Below are 17,539 nucleotides of genomic sequence, written 5' to 3'. Positions count from 1 at the left end.
TCAGTGAGCCGCGGACTCCCAGTCCGCACCGGATCCTACCGATACGTCCAGTGGGGCGCTGAGTTGGAAGGCGCCCGTCATCTCCCGGCGCACCAATTCCTCGACCCGCTCCCGCTCACCGGGCGCGATCTCCAGCACGATTTCGTCGTGGACCTGCAACAGCATCCGCGACGAGAGTTTCTCCTTCGTCAAGGCCGCGTCCACCTTGAGCATCGCGATCTTGACGATGTCGGCGGCGGTGCCCTGGATCGGGGCGTTGAGCGCCATCCGCTCGGCCATCTCGCGGCGCTGGCGGTTGTCGCTGGTGAGGTCCGGCAGATAGCGGCGGCGGCCGAGCATGGTCTCCGTATAGCCGGTGGCACGGGCCTCCTCGACGACCCGCTGGAGATAGTCGCGCACGCCGCCGAACCGCTCGAAGAAGTTCTCCATCAGCTTGCGGGCCTCGTCGGGGGTGATGCCCAGCTGCTGGGAGAGGCCGAACGCCGAGAGGCCGTACGCCAGCCCGTAGGACATGGCCTTGATCTTGCGGCGCATCTCCGGGTCGACCGCCGACTTGTCGACGGAGAAGACCTGGGAGGCGACCGTGGTGTGCAGGTCCTCACCGGAGGTGAACGCCTCGATCAGGCCCTCGTCCTCGGAGAGATGGGCCATGACGCGCAGCTCGATCTGGCTGTAGTCGGCGGTCATCAGCGACTCGAAGCCGTCGCCGACGACGAAGCCGCGCCGGATCGCCCGGCCCTCGTCGGTGCGCACCGGGATGTTCTGCAGATTGGGGTCGGTGGAGGAGAGCCGGCCGGTGGCCGCCACGGTCTGGTTGAAGGTGGTGTGGATGCGGCCGCCGGGGGCGATGGTCTTGATCAGGCCCTCGACGGTGGAGCGCAGCCGCGCCTGCTCACGGTGGCGCAGCATGATCACCGGGAGCTCGTGGTCGGTCTGCGCGGCCAGCCAGGCCAGCGCGTCGGCGTCCGTGGTGTACCCGGTCTTGGTCTTCTTGGTCTTGGGCAGGCCAAGCTCGCCGAAGAGCACCTCCTGGAGCTGCTTGGGCGAGCCGAGGTTGAACTCGTGGCCCACCGCGTCGTGGGCCTCCTTCACGGCGTGCTGCACGGCGGCCGCGAACTGCTGCTCCATGCGCTCCAGCCAGTCGCGGTCGGCGGCGATGCCCGACCGCTCCATCCGGGCCAGCAGCTCGGAGACGGGCAGCTCCATGTCGTGCAGCAGCCCGGCGGCGCCCACGTCCTTGAGCCGGCCGCCGAAGGCCTCGCCCAGGTCCAGGATGGTCCGCGCCTTGATCATCAGGGCGTCCCGCTCCCCCTCCTCATCGGCGCCGAAGGCCAGCTGCCCACTGTCCGCGGCCGCCGCCGGGGACAGCTCACGGCCCAGGTACTCCACCGACAGGGCGTCCAGCTCGAAGGAGCGGCGGCCGGGCTTGACCAGATAGGCGGCGAGGGCGGTGTCCATGGTGACGCCCGCGACGGACCAGCCGTGCTCGGCGAAGACCCGCATGATCCCCTTGGCGTTGTGCAGCACCTTGGGGCGGTCCGGGTCCGCGAGCCACTCGGCGAACGCCCGCTCGTCGGCCTCGTCCAGCTGCGAGGGGTCGAAGAAGGCGGCGGGGCCGGAGCCGGTGGCCAGCGCGACCTCGCTGACGCTGCCGCTGCCCAGCGCCCAGGTGTCGACGGTGGCCAGGCCCAGTGGGGCGTCGCGGTGGCCCTCCAGCCAGGGGGCGAGCTCGCCCGCGCCCAGCGCCGCTCCGTCGACCGCGACGCCCGGCTCGGTGGCCGCGGGCTCGTCCGCCGCCGCGCCCGGGTCGACGGCCATGATCCGGTCGCGGAAGTTCTGGTGGCGGAACTCCAGCGCGTCCAGGATCACCCCGAGCGCCTCCCGGTCGTACGGGGCGCGCTCGAGCCCCTCGGGGCCCGCGGTCAGCTCCACGTCCCGCACCAGCTCGGTCAGCTGGCGGTTGAGCTTCACGGACTCCAGGTGTTCGCGGAGCTTCTCGCCGACCTTCCCCTTGACCTCCTCGACCCGCTCCACCAGCTCCTTGAAGGAGCCGAACTGATTGATCCACTTCGCCGCGGTCTTCTCGCCGACGCCCGGGATACCGGGGAGGTTGTCCGACGGGTCGCCGCGCAGGGCCGCGAAGTCGGGGTACTGGCTCGGGGTGAGGCCGTACTTCTCCTGCACCTTCTCCGGGGTGAACCGGGTCAGCTCGGAGACGCCCTTGGTGGGGTAGAGCACCGTGACATGGTCGGTGACCAGCTGGAAGGAGTCCCGGTCGCCGGTGACGATCAGGACGTCGAAGCCCTGCTCCTCGGCCTGGGTGGCGAGGGTGGCGATCACATCGTCGGCCTCGAAGCCGTCCACCGCGAAGCGCGTGATCTTCATGGCGTCGAGCAGCTCGCCGATCAGCTCGACCTGGCCCTTGAACTCGTCGGGGGACTTGGAGCGGTTCGCCTTGTACTCGGTGAACTGCTCGGAGCGCCAGGTCTTGCGCGAGACGTCGAACGCCACGGCGAGGTGCGTGGGCCGCTCATCACGGAGCGTGTTCGCCAGCATCGAGGTGAAGCCGTAGATCGCGTTGGTGGTCTGGCCGGTGGTCGTGTTGAAGTTCTCCGCCGGCAGCGCGAAGAACGCCCGGTATGCCAGGGAGTGCCCGTCCAGCAGGAGCAGGCGGGGCCGGTCATCCCCCGTGCGGTCGGGAGCGGGCGCTGCGGTCTTCTTCGATGCTTTCTCTGCCACGCCCCCGATCCTGCCACGCCCCACCGACAATGCCTCCCGCCCCGGCCACCGGACCGGGCCGGGCCGGGCCGGGCCGGGCACAAGATCGCACCGGGCCAGGCACAAGATCGCACCGAGCCGAGCCCAAGATTCGGACCGGGCCGCACGGCCGGAGCGGCCGTACCACCGCACCGGGCCGGACCGGGCCGCACCGAGCCAGGCCGAGCCGAGCCACCGACAGCCGAGTCGGGCCACCGACAGCCAAACCGGGCCGCCGCCCCGGCTGTCGGTGGCCCGTGACAGGATCGGACCCATAGGTCCACACACAGGTCCCGCAACGCTCGAGCCCAAGGGGAGCGACATGGCAGCCAGGCCGCCCGCAGGCGATCCGATCCAGGACGCGCCCGAGGTCACACCCCCACAACATGCCGCCGCCGGGCTGCCGGCCGTGGGGCATTCGCTGCGCATCGCCCACCAGCAGATGGGTGTGCGCCGCACCGCGCTCACCCTGCTGCGCGTCAACCAGAAGAACGGCTTCGACTGCCCCGGCTGCGCCTGGCCCGAGCCGGACAAGCGCCACGCCGCCGAGTTCTGTGAGAACGGCGCGAAGGCCGTCGCCGAGGAGGCCACCCTCCGCCGGGTCACCCCCGACTTCTTCGCCGCCCACCCGGTGGCCGACCTCGCCACCCGCAGCGGCTACTGGCTCGGGCAGCAGGGCCGGCTGACCCAGCCCATGTATCTGCCCGAGGGTGCCGAGCGGTACGAGCCGGTGACCTGGGACCGGGCCTTCGACATCATCGGCGACGAGCTGACCGCGCTCGACTCCCCCGACGAGGCGGTCTTCTACACCTCGGGCCGCACCAGCAACGAGGCGGCCTTCCTCTACCAGCTCTTCGCCCGCGAGTTCGGCACCAACAACCTGCCCGACTGCTCCAACATGTGCCATGAGTCGTCCGGCTCCGCGCTCACCGAGACCCTCGGCGTCGGTAAGGGCAGCGTGCTGCTGGAGGACCTCTACAAGGCCGACCTGATCATCGTGGCCGGGCAGAACCCGGGCACCAACCACCCGCGCATGCTCTCCGCCCTGGAGAAGGCGAAGGCCAACGGCGCGAAGATCATCTCCATCAACCCGCTGCCCGAAGCCGGTCTCGAACGGTTCAAGAACCCGCAGAACGCCCGCGGCATAGCCGGTGGCGGCACCGCGCTCACCGATCTCTTCCTGCAGATCCGGATCGGCGGCGACCAGGCCCTCTTCCGCCTCCTCAACAAGCTCATCCTGGAAGCGTCCGACAGCGCCTCCGGCGCGGCGGAGGGGGCCGTCGACGAGGAGTTCATCCGCGAGCACACCCACGGCTTCGACGAGTTCGCCGCCGCGGCCCGCGCCGCCGACTGGGACGAGACGCTGCGCGCCACCGGTCTCGACCGCGCCGACATCGACCGCGCGCTGCGCATGGTCCTGGACTCCAAGCGCACCATCGTGTGCTGGGCGATGGGCCTGACCCAGCACAAGCACTCGGTGCCCACCATCCGGGAGGTCGTCAACTTCCTGCTGCTGCGCGGCAACGTCGGCCGCCCCGGCGCCGGGGTCTGCCCGGTGCGCGGCCACAGCAATGTGCAGGGCGACCGCACCATGGGCATCTTCGAGCGCCCCGCCCCGGCCTTCCTGGACGCCCTGGAGCGCGAGTTCGGCTTCGCCCCGCCCCGCGAGCACGGCTTCGACGTCGTCCGGGCCATCCGTGCCCTGCGCGACGGCCAGGCCAAGGTCTTCTTCGCCATGGGCGGCAACTTCGTGGCGGCCTCCCCCGACACCGAGGTCACCGAGTCCGCGATGCGCACCGCGCGGCTGACCGTCCATGTCTCCACCAAGCTCAACCGCTCCCATGTGGTCACCGGCGCGCGGGCGCTGATCCTGCCCACCCTCGGCCGCACCGAGCGCGATGTCCAGGGCGGCGGCCCACAGTTCGTCACCGTCGAGGACTCCATGGGCATGGTGCACGCCTCCCGCGGGCGCCTGGAGCCCGCGAGTTCCCATCTGCTCTCCGAGCCGGCCATCGTCTGCCGAATGGCCCGCCGGGTGCTGGGCCCCGAGAGCCGCACCCCCTGGGAGGAGTTCGAACAGGACTACGCGCGCGTCCGCGACCGCATCGCCGCCGTCATCCCCGGCTTCGAGGACTTCAACGACCGGGTGAGCGACCCCTCCGGTTTCGCCCTGCCGCACGCCCCGCGCGACAGCCGCAGCTTCCCCACCGCCACCGGTAAGGCCAACTTCACGGCGGCCCCCATCGAGTACCCCGAGGCGCCCGAGGGCCGGCTGCTGCTGCAGACCCTGCGCTCCCACGACCAGTACAACACCACCATCTACGGCCTGGACGACCGCTACCGCGGGATCAAGAACGGCCGCCGGGTGGTGCTGGTGCACCCCGAGGACGCCAAGGAGCTCGGGCTGGCCGACGGCGCCTACGCCGACCTGGTCAGCGAGTGGAAGGACGGCGTCGAGCGGCGCGCCACCGGCTTCCGCGTGATCCACTACCCGACCGCGCGCGGCTGCGCCGCCTCGTACTACCCGGAGACCAACGTCCTGGTCCCGCTGGACGCCACCGCCGACACCAGCAACACCCCGGCGAGCAAGTCCGTGGTCGTCCGCCTGGAACAGACAACCCCGGCCTAAGCGTTTGCTCAGTTGCCTGGTAAGAAGGTGGCCACCACAACCAAAGGTGGCCACCACAGCAATCGAACGGAGCCTGTCCCGATGGGCGAGCAGACCAGCGTGAAGTTCCCGCAAGAGGTACTCGACGAGTACGCGGCGCTCGGCGTGGATCTTCCCGCGCTGTTCTCCGCCGGACATCTCGGGACCCGTATGGGCGTGCAGATCCTCGAGGCCTCGGCCGAGCGGGTCGTGGGCACGATGCCGGTGGAGGGCAACACCCAGCCGTACGGGCTGCTGCACGGCGGCGCCTCCGCCGTGCTGGCCGAGACCCTCGGCTCGGTCGGCTCGATGCTCCACGGCGGCAGCGGGCGGATCGCGGTCGGTGTGGACCTCAACTGCACCCACCACCGGGGCGCCCGCTCCGGCCTGGTCACCGGTGTCGCCACCCCCGTCCACCGGGGCCGCTCCACCGCCACCTACGAGATCGTCATCAGCGATGAGCAGGACCGGCGGGTGTGCACCGCCCGCCTCACCTGCCTGCTGCGCGAGGTCGACGACGCCGGACGGGCCCGGACGGTCGCCGACATCACCGAGGCGAAGGGGCGCGCCGAGGCGTGACGCCCGGCGCCATCGCCGTTGTCCCCCTGGGAGGCCGGGGTCTACCGTGACCGCCCATGGGGGCAACGACCCGGGCGGGCCTCCGGCCCGCCGCCATGGAGGCAACGCACCGCGCCGGCTTCCGGCCCGCCGTCGTCCATGGATGCGCTCTCGTACTCGCCGTGACGATGACCGGATGCGGCGGCTCCGGTTCCGGCCCCGCGGACGACTCCCGCGACTCCCGCGACTCCGGCAACTCCCGTAGCGCCCCGGCGTTCACGCCCGCCCCTCGCAGCCCCACACCACCGGCCGCCTCCCCCGTACGGCTGTGCGCCGACCTCATCTCCTACTGGGCCGAGCAGGACCTCGCGGGCAGCCAGTGGGCCGGGCTCGACTGGGAGCAGAAGGGGCTCTCCAACGAGCAGTACGAGATCTACGACGACATCGTCCGGGCCGCGCGCACCGAGCGGAGGCGGCATGCCACCCCGGCGGCCAAAGCGCTGATCAAGCGGCTGGCCGAGCGCCGCTGCGCGGCCGCGAACGGCGCCACCCACAGCTCCGAGAACTGGCGCCCGCCGACCTGAGCCGCACCGGCCGGACACCTGCCCGACACCATTCCGGAACGCGCCCACCACCCGGGACGGACCCCGGACCCGGACCGCCAGTCGTAACACTACGTAACACTGACGCAATATAAGATCACAATTTCAGCACTCTCGGCGACGCCGAAATCGATCTTCGCGCGCCCATCCGCGCACGCGCCTCCGCGCTTCGTTCACAAGCTCACCGCACTCCTTAGCGGAACTGCATCTTCTCAGGATCCGGACCTAATGATTGGTCCAAATGCGCCCCATTCATCCCTTCCGTTCCGCTACACGGACATCCCGGGGTGACGCGCGTCATAACAAGACAGTCACATCATCGTCTGGACCTCTGCCACCGGTCGCGCCCCGCGCTTAGAGTCACAGCCAGTCACGGCCCCGTGGGATGTACGCCGCACCCACACGGCCATTCCAGGTTCATCCGGCGAGGACACGGCACCCCCTGAACCCGGGGTGCCGGGCCAGGGAAAGGATTCCTCGTGCGACACCGCTCCTTGCTCATCATGACGACCGCCATCACCGCGGGCGCCCTCACTCTCAGCGCCTGCGGGTCGCGGGACGACAAAAACGACAGTGGCGGCAAGGACAGCAAGACGACCGTGGTCATCGGTGTCGACGCCCCGCTCACCGGCTCGCTGTCCGCTCTCGGCCAGGGCATCAAGAACTCCGTCGACCTCGCGGCGAAGATAGCCAACAAGAACAACGAGGTGGACGGGGTCACCTTCAAGGTCAAGTCCTTCGACGACCAGGCCGTGCCCTCCTCCGGCAAGCAGAACGCGACCTCGATGGTCGACGACGAGAACATCCTCGGCGCGGTGGGCCCGCTCAACTCGGGCGTCGCCCAGTCCATGCAGGGCGTCTTCGACAGAGGCGACCTCGCCCAGGTCTCCCCCGCCAACACCAACCCGGCCCTCAGCCAGGGCGACGACTGGGCCTCGGGCAAGAAGTCGCGCCCGTTCAAGACCTACTTCCGCACCGCGACCACCGACATCATCCAGGGCCGCTTCGCCGCGCAGTACTACTACAAGGACGCGAAGAAGCGGAAGGTCTTCGTCATCGACGACAAGCAGGCGTACGGCAACGGCCTCGCCACCATCTTCGCCGAGGAGTTCAAGCGCCTCGGCGGCAAGGTCGTCGGCCGGGACCACCTGACCGTCAAGGAGACCGACTTCTCCGGCATCGCCAACAAGGTGAAGTCCTCCGGCGCGGACTCGGTCTACTTCGGCGGCCAGTACCCCGAGGGCGGTCTGCTGTCCGACCAGGTCAAGCAGGCCGGCGCGCAGGTCCCGATCATGGGCGGCGACGGCATCTACGACCCCGCCTTCATCAAGGCGTCGGGCACCAGCAACGACGGTGACCTCGCCACCTCCGTCGGCTACCCGGTCGAGCAGCTCGACTCCGCCAAGACGTTCGTGAAGAACTACGCGGACCAGCACTACCCGGACCCGTACGCGGCCTACGGCGGCTACTCCTACGACGCCGGCTGGGCCATCATCCAGGCCGTCAAGGCCGTGGTAGAGGACAACGACGGCAAGCTCCCGGACGACGCCCGCGCCAAGGTCACCGAGGCGCTCGGCAAGGTCTCCTTCGACGGCGTCACCGGCAAGGTCTCCTTCGACCAGTACGGCGACACCACCAACAAGCAGCTGACCGTCTACAAGGTCACCAAGGGCGCCTGGAAGTCCGTGAAGAGCGAGACCTTCAAGGACTGACCCCCGGCAGCGATCGCACACCCACGAAAAGAATCCGCGCGAGGGCGTACCCATCGCCCTCGCGCGGCGTCATATCCGACACGCTCATCGGAGGCCCTGCGGTGCACGAACTGCCGCAAACGCTGGTCAACGGCCTGACCCTTGGCGCCCTCTACGGCTTGATCGCCATCGGGTACACCATGGTCTACGGCATCGTCCAGCTCATCAACTTCGCCCATGGCGAGATCTTCATGATCGGGGGCTTCGGGGCCCTCACCATCTACATCTGGCTGCCCAGCGGCACCGCGCTCTCCCTCGCCCTGCCCCTGATGCTGATCGGCGGCATCGTCGCCTCGGTCGCCATCGCCACCGCGGCGGAACGCTTCGCCTACCGGCCCCTGCGCGGCGGCCCCCGGCTCGCCCCCCTGATCACCGCGATCGGTCTCTCCATCGCACTGCAGCAGGCCGTCTGGGCCTTCTACCCCGACGCCAAGAAGCCCCGCAGCTTCCCGCAGTTCGAGGGATCGTCGTTCGAGATCCTCGACAATCTGCACATCCAGCGCGGTGACGCCTTCCTCCTCATCGCCGCCCCGCTGTGCATGCTCGCCCTGGGGCTGTTCGTCTCCAAGAGCCGGGCCGGCCGCGCCATGCAGGCCACCGCGCAGGACCCCGACACCGCCAAGCTCATGGGCATCAACACCGACCGCATCATCGTGATGGCCTTCGCCATCGGCGGTGCGTTCGCCGCCGTCGCCGCCCTCTCCCACGGGCTCAAGTACGGCCAGATCAACTTCGAGATGGGCTTCATCGCCGGCCTCAAGGCGTTCACCGCCGCCGTGCTCGGCGGCATCGGCAACATCTACGGCGCCATGCTCGGCGGCGTCGTCCTGGGCATCGTCGAGGCCCTGGCCATCAAGTACATCCAGGACATCCCCGGGATGGACCAACTCGGCGGCGGCGCCTGGAAGGACGTATGGGCCTTCACCCTGCTCATCGTCGTCCTGCTGGTCAGGCCACAGGGTCTGCTCGGCGAACGCGTAGCGGACCGGGCGTGAGGGAGTGAACCGATGACCACCGACAAGACCCAGCCCACCGCCGTGCGCAAGGCCGAGGCCGGCGCACCCGCCCCGCGCACCACCCTGCTCCGGGCCCTCACCGCGGCCGGCGGCGCCGCCGCCGTCGTCTCCACCTTCCTTGCCTGGACCTGGACCGCCGAATTCCCCGGCGATCTGACCGTCTACGGCTACCCCGGCGGACTGCAGCTCCTCACCCTCGTCCTCGCCATCGCCACCGGCGTCTTCGCGCTGGCCGCCCTCGACCTGAAGGGCCTGCGCTGGCTCACCCCCAGCGGCTCCACCCAGGCCCTGCGGATGCTGGCCCTCGGCACCTTCGCCGTCACCTGGTTCACCGTCATCGCCATCGCGGTGGATCTGGACGGCCTGGTCAACCTGGAACCCGGCGGCTGGATCGCCGCCGTGGTGACCGCCGTGCCCGTGGCCACCACCTTCCTGCTCCCGGACGACAGCCGACCGCTGTGCCGTCCCAAGGAACTGCCCTCCTGGGCCGAGATCCTGATCATCGCGGGGGTCTTCGCCGTCGGCCTCTACGTGGTCAACTACGGCATCCAGACCGACGCCGACCACCCCGAGCCGTTCCTCGGCTACCTCATCGCCGTCGGATTCGCCGCCGTCGCCCTGGTGAAGGCCGGGCTCATCAGCCGGATCAGCGAACTCACCAGCAACTACCGCTCCGTCACCCTGGTGGCGGCGCTGATCACCGCGATCGTCTTCCCCTTCTTCCAGGACAAGTCCAGCTTCACCGAACTGGGCGTCAACATCGCCATCTTCGCGACCGTCGCCCTCGGCCTGAACATCGTCGTCGGCCTCGCGGGCCTCCTGGACCTCGGATACGTCGCCTTCCTCGGCGTCGGCGCCTACACCGCCGCCCTGGTCTCCGGGTCCACCGCCTCGACCATCGACGTCAGGTTCCCGTTCTGGGCCGCCGTGATCACCGGCGGTGTGGTCTCCCTGATCTTCGGCGTGGTCATCGGCGCCCCCACCCTGCGGCTGCGCGGCGACTACCTGGCCATCGTGACCCTCGGCTTCGGAGAGATCTTCCGCCTCGCCATGCTGAACCTCGACGGCACCTCCGGCCCCTCCGTCACCAACGGCCCCGACGGCATCCCCAACATCCCCCCGCTGGAGATCTTCGGCTTCAACTTCAACGACGACCACAGCGTCGGTGGAGTCACCCTCGACTCCAACGGCAACTACTACCTGCTGATGCTGCTGGTCACGGTGGTCGTCGTGCTGATCTTCAGCCGCGCGGGCAACTCCCGTATCGGCCGCGCCTGGGTCGCCATCCGCGAGGACGAGACCGCCGCCACCGCCATGGGCATCAACGGATTCCGGGTCAAGCTCATCGCCTTCGCGCTCGGCGCCACCCTGGCCGGGGTCGCCGGTGCCGTATGGGCCCACTTCCAGTCCACGGTCGTCCCCGAGCAGTACGTCTTCGCCGGACCCGTCCCGCCCAACTCCACCTTCCTGGTGGCCGCCGTCATCCTCGGCGGCATGGGCACCATCGGCGGCCCGCTGCTCGGCGCCACCCTGCTCTATCTGATCCCCAAGAAGCTGGAGTTCCTCCAGGACTACCAGCTCCTCGCCTTCGGTATCGCGCTCATCCTGCTGATGCGCTTCCGCCCCGAGGGGATCGTCCCCAACCGGCGGCAGCAGCTCGAGTACCACGAGACCGGCCAGCTCGACGTCCCCGGCGCCACCGGACTCAAGGACAGTGCCGTCGGCGTCACCAAGGCGGAGGCATGACAGCGATGACCACCACCACGACCTCCCCCGTGCTCACCGCCACCGGCGTCACCATGCGCTTCGGCGGACTCACGGCCGTACAGGCGGTCGACCTCGACGTCCACCCCGGCGAGATCGTCGGCCTCATCGGGCCCAACGGCGCGGGCAAGACCACCTTCTTCAACTGCCTCACCGGTCTCTACGTCCCCACCGAGGGCAGCGTCGCCTACCGGGGCACCGTGCTGCCGCCCAAGCCCCACCTGGTCACCCAGGCGGGCATCGCGCGCACCTTCCAGAACATCCGGCTCTTCGCCAATATGACGGTCCTGGAGAACGTCCTCGTCGGCCGCCACACCCGCACCAAGGAGGGCCTGTGGTCGGCCCTGCTGCGCGGCCCCGGCTTCAAGCGCGCCGAGGCCGCCTCCAAGGCCCGTGCCATGGAACTCCTGGAGTTCACCGGCCTCGCCGACAAGGCCGACCACCTCTCCCGCAACCTCCCCTACGGCGAACAGCGCAAGCTGGAGATCGCCCGCGCCCTCGCCAGCGACCCCGGGCTGCTGCTGCTCGACGAGCCCACCGCCGGAATGAACCCCCAGGAGACCCGCGCCACCGAGGAACTGGTCTTCGCCATCCGGGACCTGGGCACCGCCGTGCTCGTCATCGAGCACGACATGCGCTTCATCTTCAACCTCTGCGACCGGGTCGCCGTGCTCGTCCAGGGCCAGAAGCTCGTGGAGGGCACCTCGGAGGTCGTCCAGAGCGATGAGCGCGTCATCGCCGCCTACCTCGGCACCCCCTTCGAGGGCGCGCCGGGCGCGGAGGAGGCCGCCGAGGTCGAGGCCGCGGAGGCCGGGGCCACGGCCGGAGCCACCGGCGGGACCACGACCGGAGCCACGGACGAGGCCCAGCGGGGCACCACAGCACGTACGGAGGACGGACAGTGACCGCACTGCTCGAGGTCGAGGACCTGCGGGTCGCCTACGGCAAGATCGAGGCCGTCAAGGGCATCTCGTTCAGCGTCGAGGCCGGACAGGTCGTCACCCTCATCGGTACCAACGGCGCGGGCAAGACCACCACGCTGCGCACCCTGTCCGGCCTGCTCGAGCCGCTCGGCGGGGAGATCCGCTTCGACGGCAAACCACTGCGGGGCGTCCCCGCGCACAAGATCGTCGCCCTGGGGCTGGCCCACTCGCCCGAGGGGCGGCATATCTTCCCGCGGCTGTCGATCGCCGAGAACCTCCAGCTCGGAGCGTTTCTCCGGAAGGACGCGGACGGCATAACCGCCGACATCCAACATGCCTACGAGCTCTTCCCCATCCTCGGCGAGCGTCGCAACCAGGCGGCGGGCACCCTCTCCGGCGGTGAGCAGCAGATGCTCGCGATGGGCCGGGCCCTGATGTCCCGCCCCAAGCTGCTGATGCTCGACGAGCCCTCGATGGGCCTCTCGCCGATCATGATGCAGAAGATCATGCAGACCATCGCCGAGCTCAAGTCCCAGGGCACGACGATTCTGCTGGTCGAGCAGAACGCCCAGGCGGCGCTGTCGCTGGCCGACCAGGGCCATGTGATGGAGATCGGCAAGATCGTGCTGTCGGGGACCGGCGAGACGCTGCTGCATGACGAGTCGGTGCGGAAGGCGTACCTCGGCGAGGACTGAGGGCCGACGGAAACGGTAGGGGGCCCGTACCGCCGACGCGGCGGTACGGGCCCCTTCCGCTCGTCCCCTACTGCTCCTTGGCCTTCTTCTCCGCCGCGTCCTCGATAACGGCCTCCGCCACCTGCTGCATCGACAGCCGGCGGTCCATCGAGGTCTTCTGGATCCAGCGGAAGGCGGCGGGCTCGGTCAGCCCGTACTGGGTCTGCAGGATGCTCTTGGCCCGGTCGACCAGCTTGCGGGTCTCCAGCCGCTGGGAGAGGTCGGCGACCTCCTGCTCCAGGGTCTTCAGCTCGGTGAAGCGGGAGACGGCCATCTCGATGGCCGGGACCACATCGCTCTTGCTGAACGGCTTCACGAGATACGCCATCGCCCCGGCGTCCCGGGCCCGCTCGACCAGTTCGCGCTGGGAGAAGGCGGTCAGCATCAGAACCGGGGCGATGCGGTCGGCCGCGATCCGCTCGGCGGCGGAGATGCCGTCGAGCACCGGCATCTTCACGTCGAGGATGACGAGGTCGGGGTGGTGCTCCTGGGCGAGCGCGACAGCCGTCTCCCCATCCCCGGCCTCGCCGACGACGGAGTACCCCTCCTCCTCGAGCATCTCCTTCAGGTCGAGGCGGATGAGTGCCTCGTCCTCGGCGATGACGACGCGGGTTGTCTGCGGTGGGACGTGCGACTGCGCGTCGGGGGCGTCAGCGGTGCTCACTGTGCTCCTCGTTTTCCTGGCAGGTGGGCACCACGAGCCTACCGATGTCCTGTATCTTTGACGCACGGAGGGGCTAGACTGACCTTCAGATTGCAGGGGCTCCGGTAGTCCAATCGGTAGAGACGATACCCTCAAAAGGTATTCAGTGTGGGTTCGAATCCCACCCGGGGCACTTTCCTTTGGTTCCAAGGTCACCAGTGGAATCCGGGATCTTCCTTCGATAAGGTGAACGGTCCTTCGAATGGACGCACAATGGCCTCACTGTGGCCAGGCTCGCATGCGTGTACGACCTTGAAACGCGTAAACGTGCTCTCGCCTTGGTTCGCCAAGGGCGCAGCTTAAACTCTGTAAGCAAGCAGACGGGAATTTCCCGATTCGCGATCCGCGCCTGGCAGGTTCGACTGGAGCCCATCTCCCGTACGACGTACTGCCCCAGATGCGCGCCTGACCCACGGCCACCGGAAGATACCGCCGCCTATGCCTATCTACTCGGGCTCTACCTCGGCGACGGCTGCATCAGCCCCCTCCAAAAGGGCCTTTACTTCCTGCGCATCGCATGTGCGGATGCCTGGCCTGGCCTCATCGACTCCTGCGCGGAGGCGATGCGCGCCGTTCGCCCCGACAACAGCGTTTGCCGCGTCCAGCGGCAGGGGTACGTCATGGTGACCGGCTACAGCAAGCACTGGCCGTGTCTGCTTCCGCAGCATGGGCCGGGCAAGAAGCACGAGCGTCCCATCATCCTGGAGCCCTGGCAGCAGGAGATCGTCATCGCCCGCCCTTGGGAGTTCGTCCGGGGGCTGGTGCACTCCGACGGCTGTCGGATCACCAACTGGACGGCGAAGATCGTCGCCGGTGAGCGCAAACGCTACGAATATCCCCGGTACTTCTTCACCAACAAGTCCGACGACATCCGCAAGCTCTTCACCGACACGCTCGATCAGCTCGGGGTCGCATGGCGGCAGACCAACGCATGGAACATCTCCGTCGCCCGCCGGGCTTCCGTCGCCCTCATGGACAAGCACGTCGGGCCGAAGTACTGAGCCCAGTACTTCGGCCCCAAGGAGCGAGGCTCGGTTACCGGAGGTCGTCCGCGCCGATGTGGTGGACGCGGACCAGATTGGTGGAGCCGGAGACGCCGGGCGGGGAACCGGCGGTGATGATGACCAGGTCGCCCTTCTTGCAGCGGCCGAGGCGCAGCAATTCCTCGTCCACCTGGGCCACCATCTCATCCGTGGAATCGACCATCGGACCGAGGAAGGTCTCCACGCCCCAGGTCAGATTGAGCTGGGAGCGGGTGCCCGGCTCCGGGGTGAAGGCCAGCAGCGGGATCGGGGAGCGGTAGCGGGAGAGGCGGCGCACGGTGTCGCCGGACTGGGTGAAGGCGACCAGGAACTTCGCGCCGAGGAAGTCGCCCATCTCGGCCGCCGCGCGGGCCACCGCGCCGCCCTGGGTGCGGGGCTTGCTGCGCTCGGTGAGCGGGGGCAGGCCCTTGGCGAGGATGTCCTCCTCGGCGGCGGCGACGATGCGGCCCATCGTCTTGACCGTGACGATCGGGTACTTGCCGACGCTGGTCTCGCCCGAGAGCATCACCGCGTCCGTGCCGTCGATCACCGCGTTGGCGACGTCGGACGCCTCGGCCCGGGTGGGGCGGGAGTTCTCGATCATCGAGTCCAGCATCTGGGTGGCGACGATCACCGGCTTGGCGTTCCGCTTGGCCAGCTTGATCGCGCGCTTCTGGACGATCGGCACCTGCTCCAGCGGCATCTCCACGCCGAGGTCGCCGCGGGCGACCATGATGCCGTCGAAGGCGTCGACGATCCCCTCGAGGTTCTCCACCGCCTGCGGCTTCTCGACCTTGGCGATGACGGGGAGCCGGCGGTCCTCCTCGTCCATCACCCGGTGGACGTCCACGACGTCGTCGCCGTTGCGGACGAAGGAGAGGGCGATGACATCGGCGCCGATGCGCAGGGCCCAGCGCAGGTCCTCGATGTCCTTCTTGGACAGCGCGGGGACGGAGACGGCCACACCGGGGAGGTTGAGCCCCTTGTGGTCGGAGATCATGCCGCCCTCGATGGCGATGGTGTGCACCCGGGGGCCGTCGATGTCGACGACCTCGAGGGTGACCCGGCCGTCGTCGACGAGGATCCGCTCCCCCTTGCTGACGTCGCCGGCCAGCCCCTCGTAGGTGGTGCCACAGCGGAACCGGTCGCCCTCGATGGGTTCGACGGTGATGATGAACTCATCCCCGCGTTCAAGGAGTACGGGCCCTTCACGGAAACGGCCGAGCCGAATCTTCGGACCTTGAAGGTCGGCGAGGATGCCGACGCTACGACCGGTTTCCAGCGAGGCTTTGCGCACTCGCCGATAACGCTCCTCGTGCTCGGCATAGGTGCCGTGGCTGAGGTTGAAGCGGGCCACGTCCATTCCGGCCTCGATGAGTGCCTTGATCTGCTCGTACGAGTCGGTGGCGGGTCCCAAAGTACAGACGATTTTTGCTCGGCGCATGATGCCGAGCCTATGACTTACCGGCGAGTAAAGAACCGGGAACTTCACACTCCCCCATGGCCTTTGAGTGGCAGGTTATTGACAACTAATGAAACGTGCAGTGGGCCGCTCCGATGAGCGTTTCGGAGGGTGGCTCCGGGGTTCCGGAGGAGGCGTTTCAGAGCTCGGGCGGGGTCATCGTGAAGCGCGCGTTGACGTGCGCGTACACCGTCTGGCGCTGCGGTTCCAGGTCGAGCGCGGCCACGGCGTCCCGGTCGGCGGGGCCGTCGTAGCCGGACCGGGCGCGCGGGGCGGCGACGGCCACGGGCTGGAACGGGCCCTCCTCCGACTCCAGGTCGGCGAGTTCGGTGAGCGCCACCAGCCGGGCGCCGAGCGCCCCGGCGTACTCGCGGGCCCGCTGCACCGCCTCGCGCACCGCCCGCTGCCGGGCCCGGCCGTACGCGGGCGAGTCGGGGCGCAGCCCCCACCAGGGGCCGTCGACGCGGGTGAGCTCGAGGTCGGCGAGGCGGGTGATGAGCTCGCCCAGCGCGGTGAAGTCGATCAGGGTCGCGGTGAGGTGCACCCGGCCGTGATAGGCCCGTACGCGCTCATGGCGGCTCTTGGGGTTGATCTCGGGGGTGACCGAGAAGGCGCCGGTCTCCAGCTTCTCGACCGCCTCGCCGTAGGACCGCACCAGCTCCCGGACCTGGTTGTTGCGGCGGGTGAGGTCCTCCAGCGCGGCGCGCCGGTCGGCGCCGCGGGCGCTGACCGTGATGGTGAGCCGGGCGATCTCGGGGTCGACCTCCAGGGTCGCCTCGCCGCGGACGGCGACGCGCGGGGTGTCGGGGGTGCCGTACGGCACGGGGGCGGCGGGCCGCGGCGGTTCGGCGGGCTGGTCCATGGCGGCTCCTGGGCTCGTGGTTCCGGTGTGCGAGGGGTGGTGCTCGGAGCGTACGGCGCCGGGCCCCGCGACGGGGTCCGGCACCTCAGCGGGTTGGCCTCTCAGCGAGGTCGCCGCTCAGCGGCGTCCGGCACCTCAGCGAGGCCCGGCGGCCCGGCCGTGCGGCGGGCGGCACCTCAGCGAGGCCCGGCGGCCCGGCCGTGCGGCGGGCGCTCGGTGTGCAGGGCGAGCGCGGTGTCCACCAGCGGTGCGCGGTCGAGGCCGGCCAGCCGGTCCAGCTCGATCCAGGCGGCCAGGTCGGTGGAGCCGTTCACCTCATGGCGCAGTTCGCCGCCGGTGACCCGGCCCGCGTAGACGACGCGCACCCCGTGGAAGTCCGCGTCGTGGGTCAGCCATCGGGGGTGACGCTGATGAAGGCTGTCGATGCCGAGCAGCCGTTCTATCTCGACGGTGTAGCCGGTCTCCTCCTCGACCTCGCGCACCGCCGCGTCATAGGGGTCCTCGCCGTGCTGGAGGCCGCCGCCGGGCAGCCCCCACTGCTTGCCGTCACCGCCGGTCCAACGGGCGAGGAGGATCCTTCCGCCCTCGACGCAGACGGCATACGCGGAGATGCGCAGATGTCGTTCGACCATCCCTCAAGGATGCCGGGCGGACGGCGGGGAGAGCCGGTCGGCAATCCGATCGCAACCTGCCGGGGGTGGTGCGGAACGGTGCGGCTGGGCCAGAATCTACGCGCGT

14 protein-coding genes and 1 tRNA gene are annotated in these 17,539 nt (G+C 69.4%); 10 read left to right on the top strand and 5 right to left on the bottom strand.

The genetic code is table 11. The features are described 5' to 3' along the window. Positions 1 to 2,739 carry a DNA polymerase I gene (gene polA, locus NP777_RS11840; RefSeq protein WP_256650079.1) on the bottom strand — a complete coding sequence of 913 codons (2,739 nt, stop codon included), beginning with the start codon at positions 2,737 to 2,739 and terminating at the stop codon, positions 1 to 3. A gap of 340 nt (positions 2,740 to 3,079) precedes the next feature. Between polA and NP777_RS11835 the strand changes: the two genes are divergently transcribed. The 8 genes from NP777_RS11835 (at position 3,080) to NP777_RS11800 (ending at position 12,713) form a co-directional block, all read left to right on the top strand. Then, positions 3,080 to 5,386 carry an FdhF/YdeP family oxidoreductase gene (locus NP777_RS11835; RefSeq protein WP_256650078.1) on the top strand — a complete coding sequence of 769 codons (2,307 nt, stop codon included), beginning with the start codon at positions 3,080 to 3,082 and terminating at the stop codon, positions 5,384 to 5,386. Positions 5,387 to 5,467: 81 nt separating this feature from the next. Further along, the gene (locus NP777_RS11830) at positions 5,468 to 5,983 is read left to right on the top strand and encodes a hotdog fold thioesterase (protein ID WP_256650077.1); all 516 of its coding nucleotides are present in this window, start codon (positions 5,468 to 5,470) and stop codon (positions 5,981 to 5,983) included. Between the two features lie 56 nt (positions 5,984 to 6,039). Then, complete coding sequence (locus NP777_RS11825; protein ID WP_256650076.1) at positions 6,040 to 6,546, top strand: hypothetical protein; 507 nt, start codon at positions 6,040 to 6,042, stop codon at positions 6,544 to 6,546. A gap of 497 nt (positions 6,547 to 7,043) precedes the next feature. Beyond that, positions 7,044 to 8,276, top strand: coding sequence for a branched-chain amino acid ABC transporter substrate-binding protein (locus tag NP777_RS11820; RefSeq protein WP_256650075.1), 1,233 nt, complete (start codon positions 7,044 to 7,046; stop codon positions 8,274 to 8,276). Between the two features lie 101 nt (positions 8,277 to 8,377). Next, a complete protein-coding gene (locus NP777_RS11815; protein WP_037948794.1) occupies positions 8,378 to 9,310 on the top strand; it encodes a branched-chain amino acid ABC transporter permease in 933 nt (310 codons plus the stop codon). 12 nt (positions 9,311 to 9,322) lie between these two features. Further along, on the top strand, positions 9,323 to 11,077 hold the full coding sequence (locus NP777_RS11810; RefSeq protein ID WP_256650074.1) for a branched-chain amino acid ABC transporter permease: 1,755 nt from the start codon (positions 9,323 to 9,325) through the stop codon (positions 11,075 to 11,077). Then, positions 11,074 to 12,000, top strand: a complete 927-nt coding sequence (locus NP777_RS11805) for an ABC transporter ATP-binding protein (RefSeq protein WP_256650073.1) — start codon at positions 11,074 to 11,076, stop codon at positions 11,998 to 12,000. The genes NP777_RS11810 and NP777_RS11805 overlap by 4 nt, the downstream gene beginning before the upstream one ends. Then, positions 11,997 to 12,713 carry an ABC transporter ATP-binding protein gene (locus NP777_RS11800; RefSeq protein WP_256650072.1) on the top strand — a complete coding sequence of 239 codons (717 nt, stop codon included), beginning with the start codon at positions 11,997 to 11,999 and terminating at the stop codon, positions 12,711 to 12,713. Before NP777_RS11805 ends, NP777_RS11800 begins: the two co-directional genes overlap by 4 nt. A 67-nt stretch (positions 12,714 to 12,780) precedes the next feature. Here the strand turns inward: NP777_RS11800 and NP777_RS11795 are convergent, their stop codons facing one another. After that, entirely contained in the window at positions 12,781 to 13,416 is a 636-nt protein-coding gene (locus NP777_RS11795) for an ANTAR domain-containing response regulator (protein WP_256650071.1), read from the bottom strand. Between the two features lie 98 nt (positions 13,417 to 13,514). Here NP777_RS11795 and NP777_RS11790 point away from each other — a divergent pair. Both NP777_RS11790 and NP777_RS11785 read left to right on the top strand, forming a co-directional pair. Beyond that, positions 13,515 to 13,588, top strand: a tRNA-Leu gene (locus tag NP777_RS11790). Between the two features lie 109 nt (positions 13,589 to 13,697). Further along, entirely contained in the window at positions 13,698 to 14,456 is a 759-nt protein-coding gene (locus tag NP777_RS11785) for a helix-turn-helix domain containing protein (protein WP_256650070.1), read from the top strand. A gap of 34 nt (positions 14,457 to 14,490) precedes the next feature. Here the strand turns inward: NP777_RS11785 and pyk are convergent, their stop codons facing one another. From pyk to NP777_RS11770, 3 genes are all read right to left on the bottom strand, one after another. Then, positions 14,491 to 15,921, bottom strand: a complete 1,431-nt coding sequence (gene pyk / locus NP777_RS11780; protein WP_256650069.1) for a pyruvate kinase — start codon at positions 15,919 to 15,921, stop codon at positions 14,491 to 14,493. A gap of 157 nt (positions 15,922 to 16,078) precedes the next feature. Then, positions 16,079 to 16,801, bottom strand: a complete 723-nt coding sequence (locus tag NP777_RS11775) for an SIMPL domain-containing protein (protein ID WP_256650068.1) — start codon at positions 16,799 to 16,801, stop codon at positions 16,079 to 16,081. Positions 16,802 to 16,977: 176 nt separating this feature from the next. After that, positions 16,978 to 17,433: an NUDIX hydrolase gene (locus NP777_RS11770; RefSeq protein ID WP_256650067.1), complete on the bottom strand. Its 456-nt coding sequence runs from the start codon at positions 17,431 to 17,433 to the stop codon at positions 16,978 to 16,980. Positions 17,434 to 17,539: the final 106 nt, after the last annotated feature.

Source organism: Streptomyces rugosispiralis (assembly GCF_024505145.1).
Classification (GTDB): domain Bacteria; phylum Actinomycetota; class Actinomycetes; order Streptomycetales; family Streptomycetaceae; genus Streptomyces; species Streptomyces rugosispiralis.
Note: the sequence above shows the minus strand (reverse complement) of the source record. Positions and strands in the feature narration are given on the sequence as shown.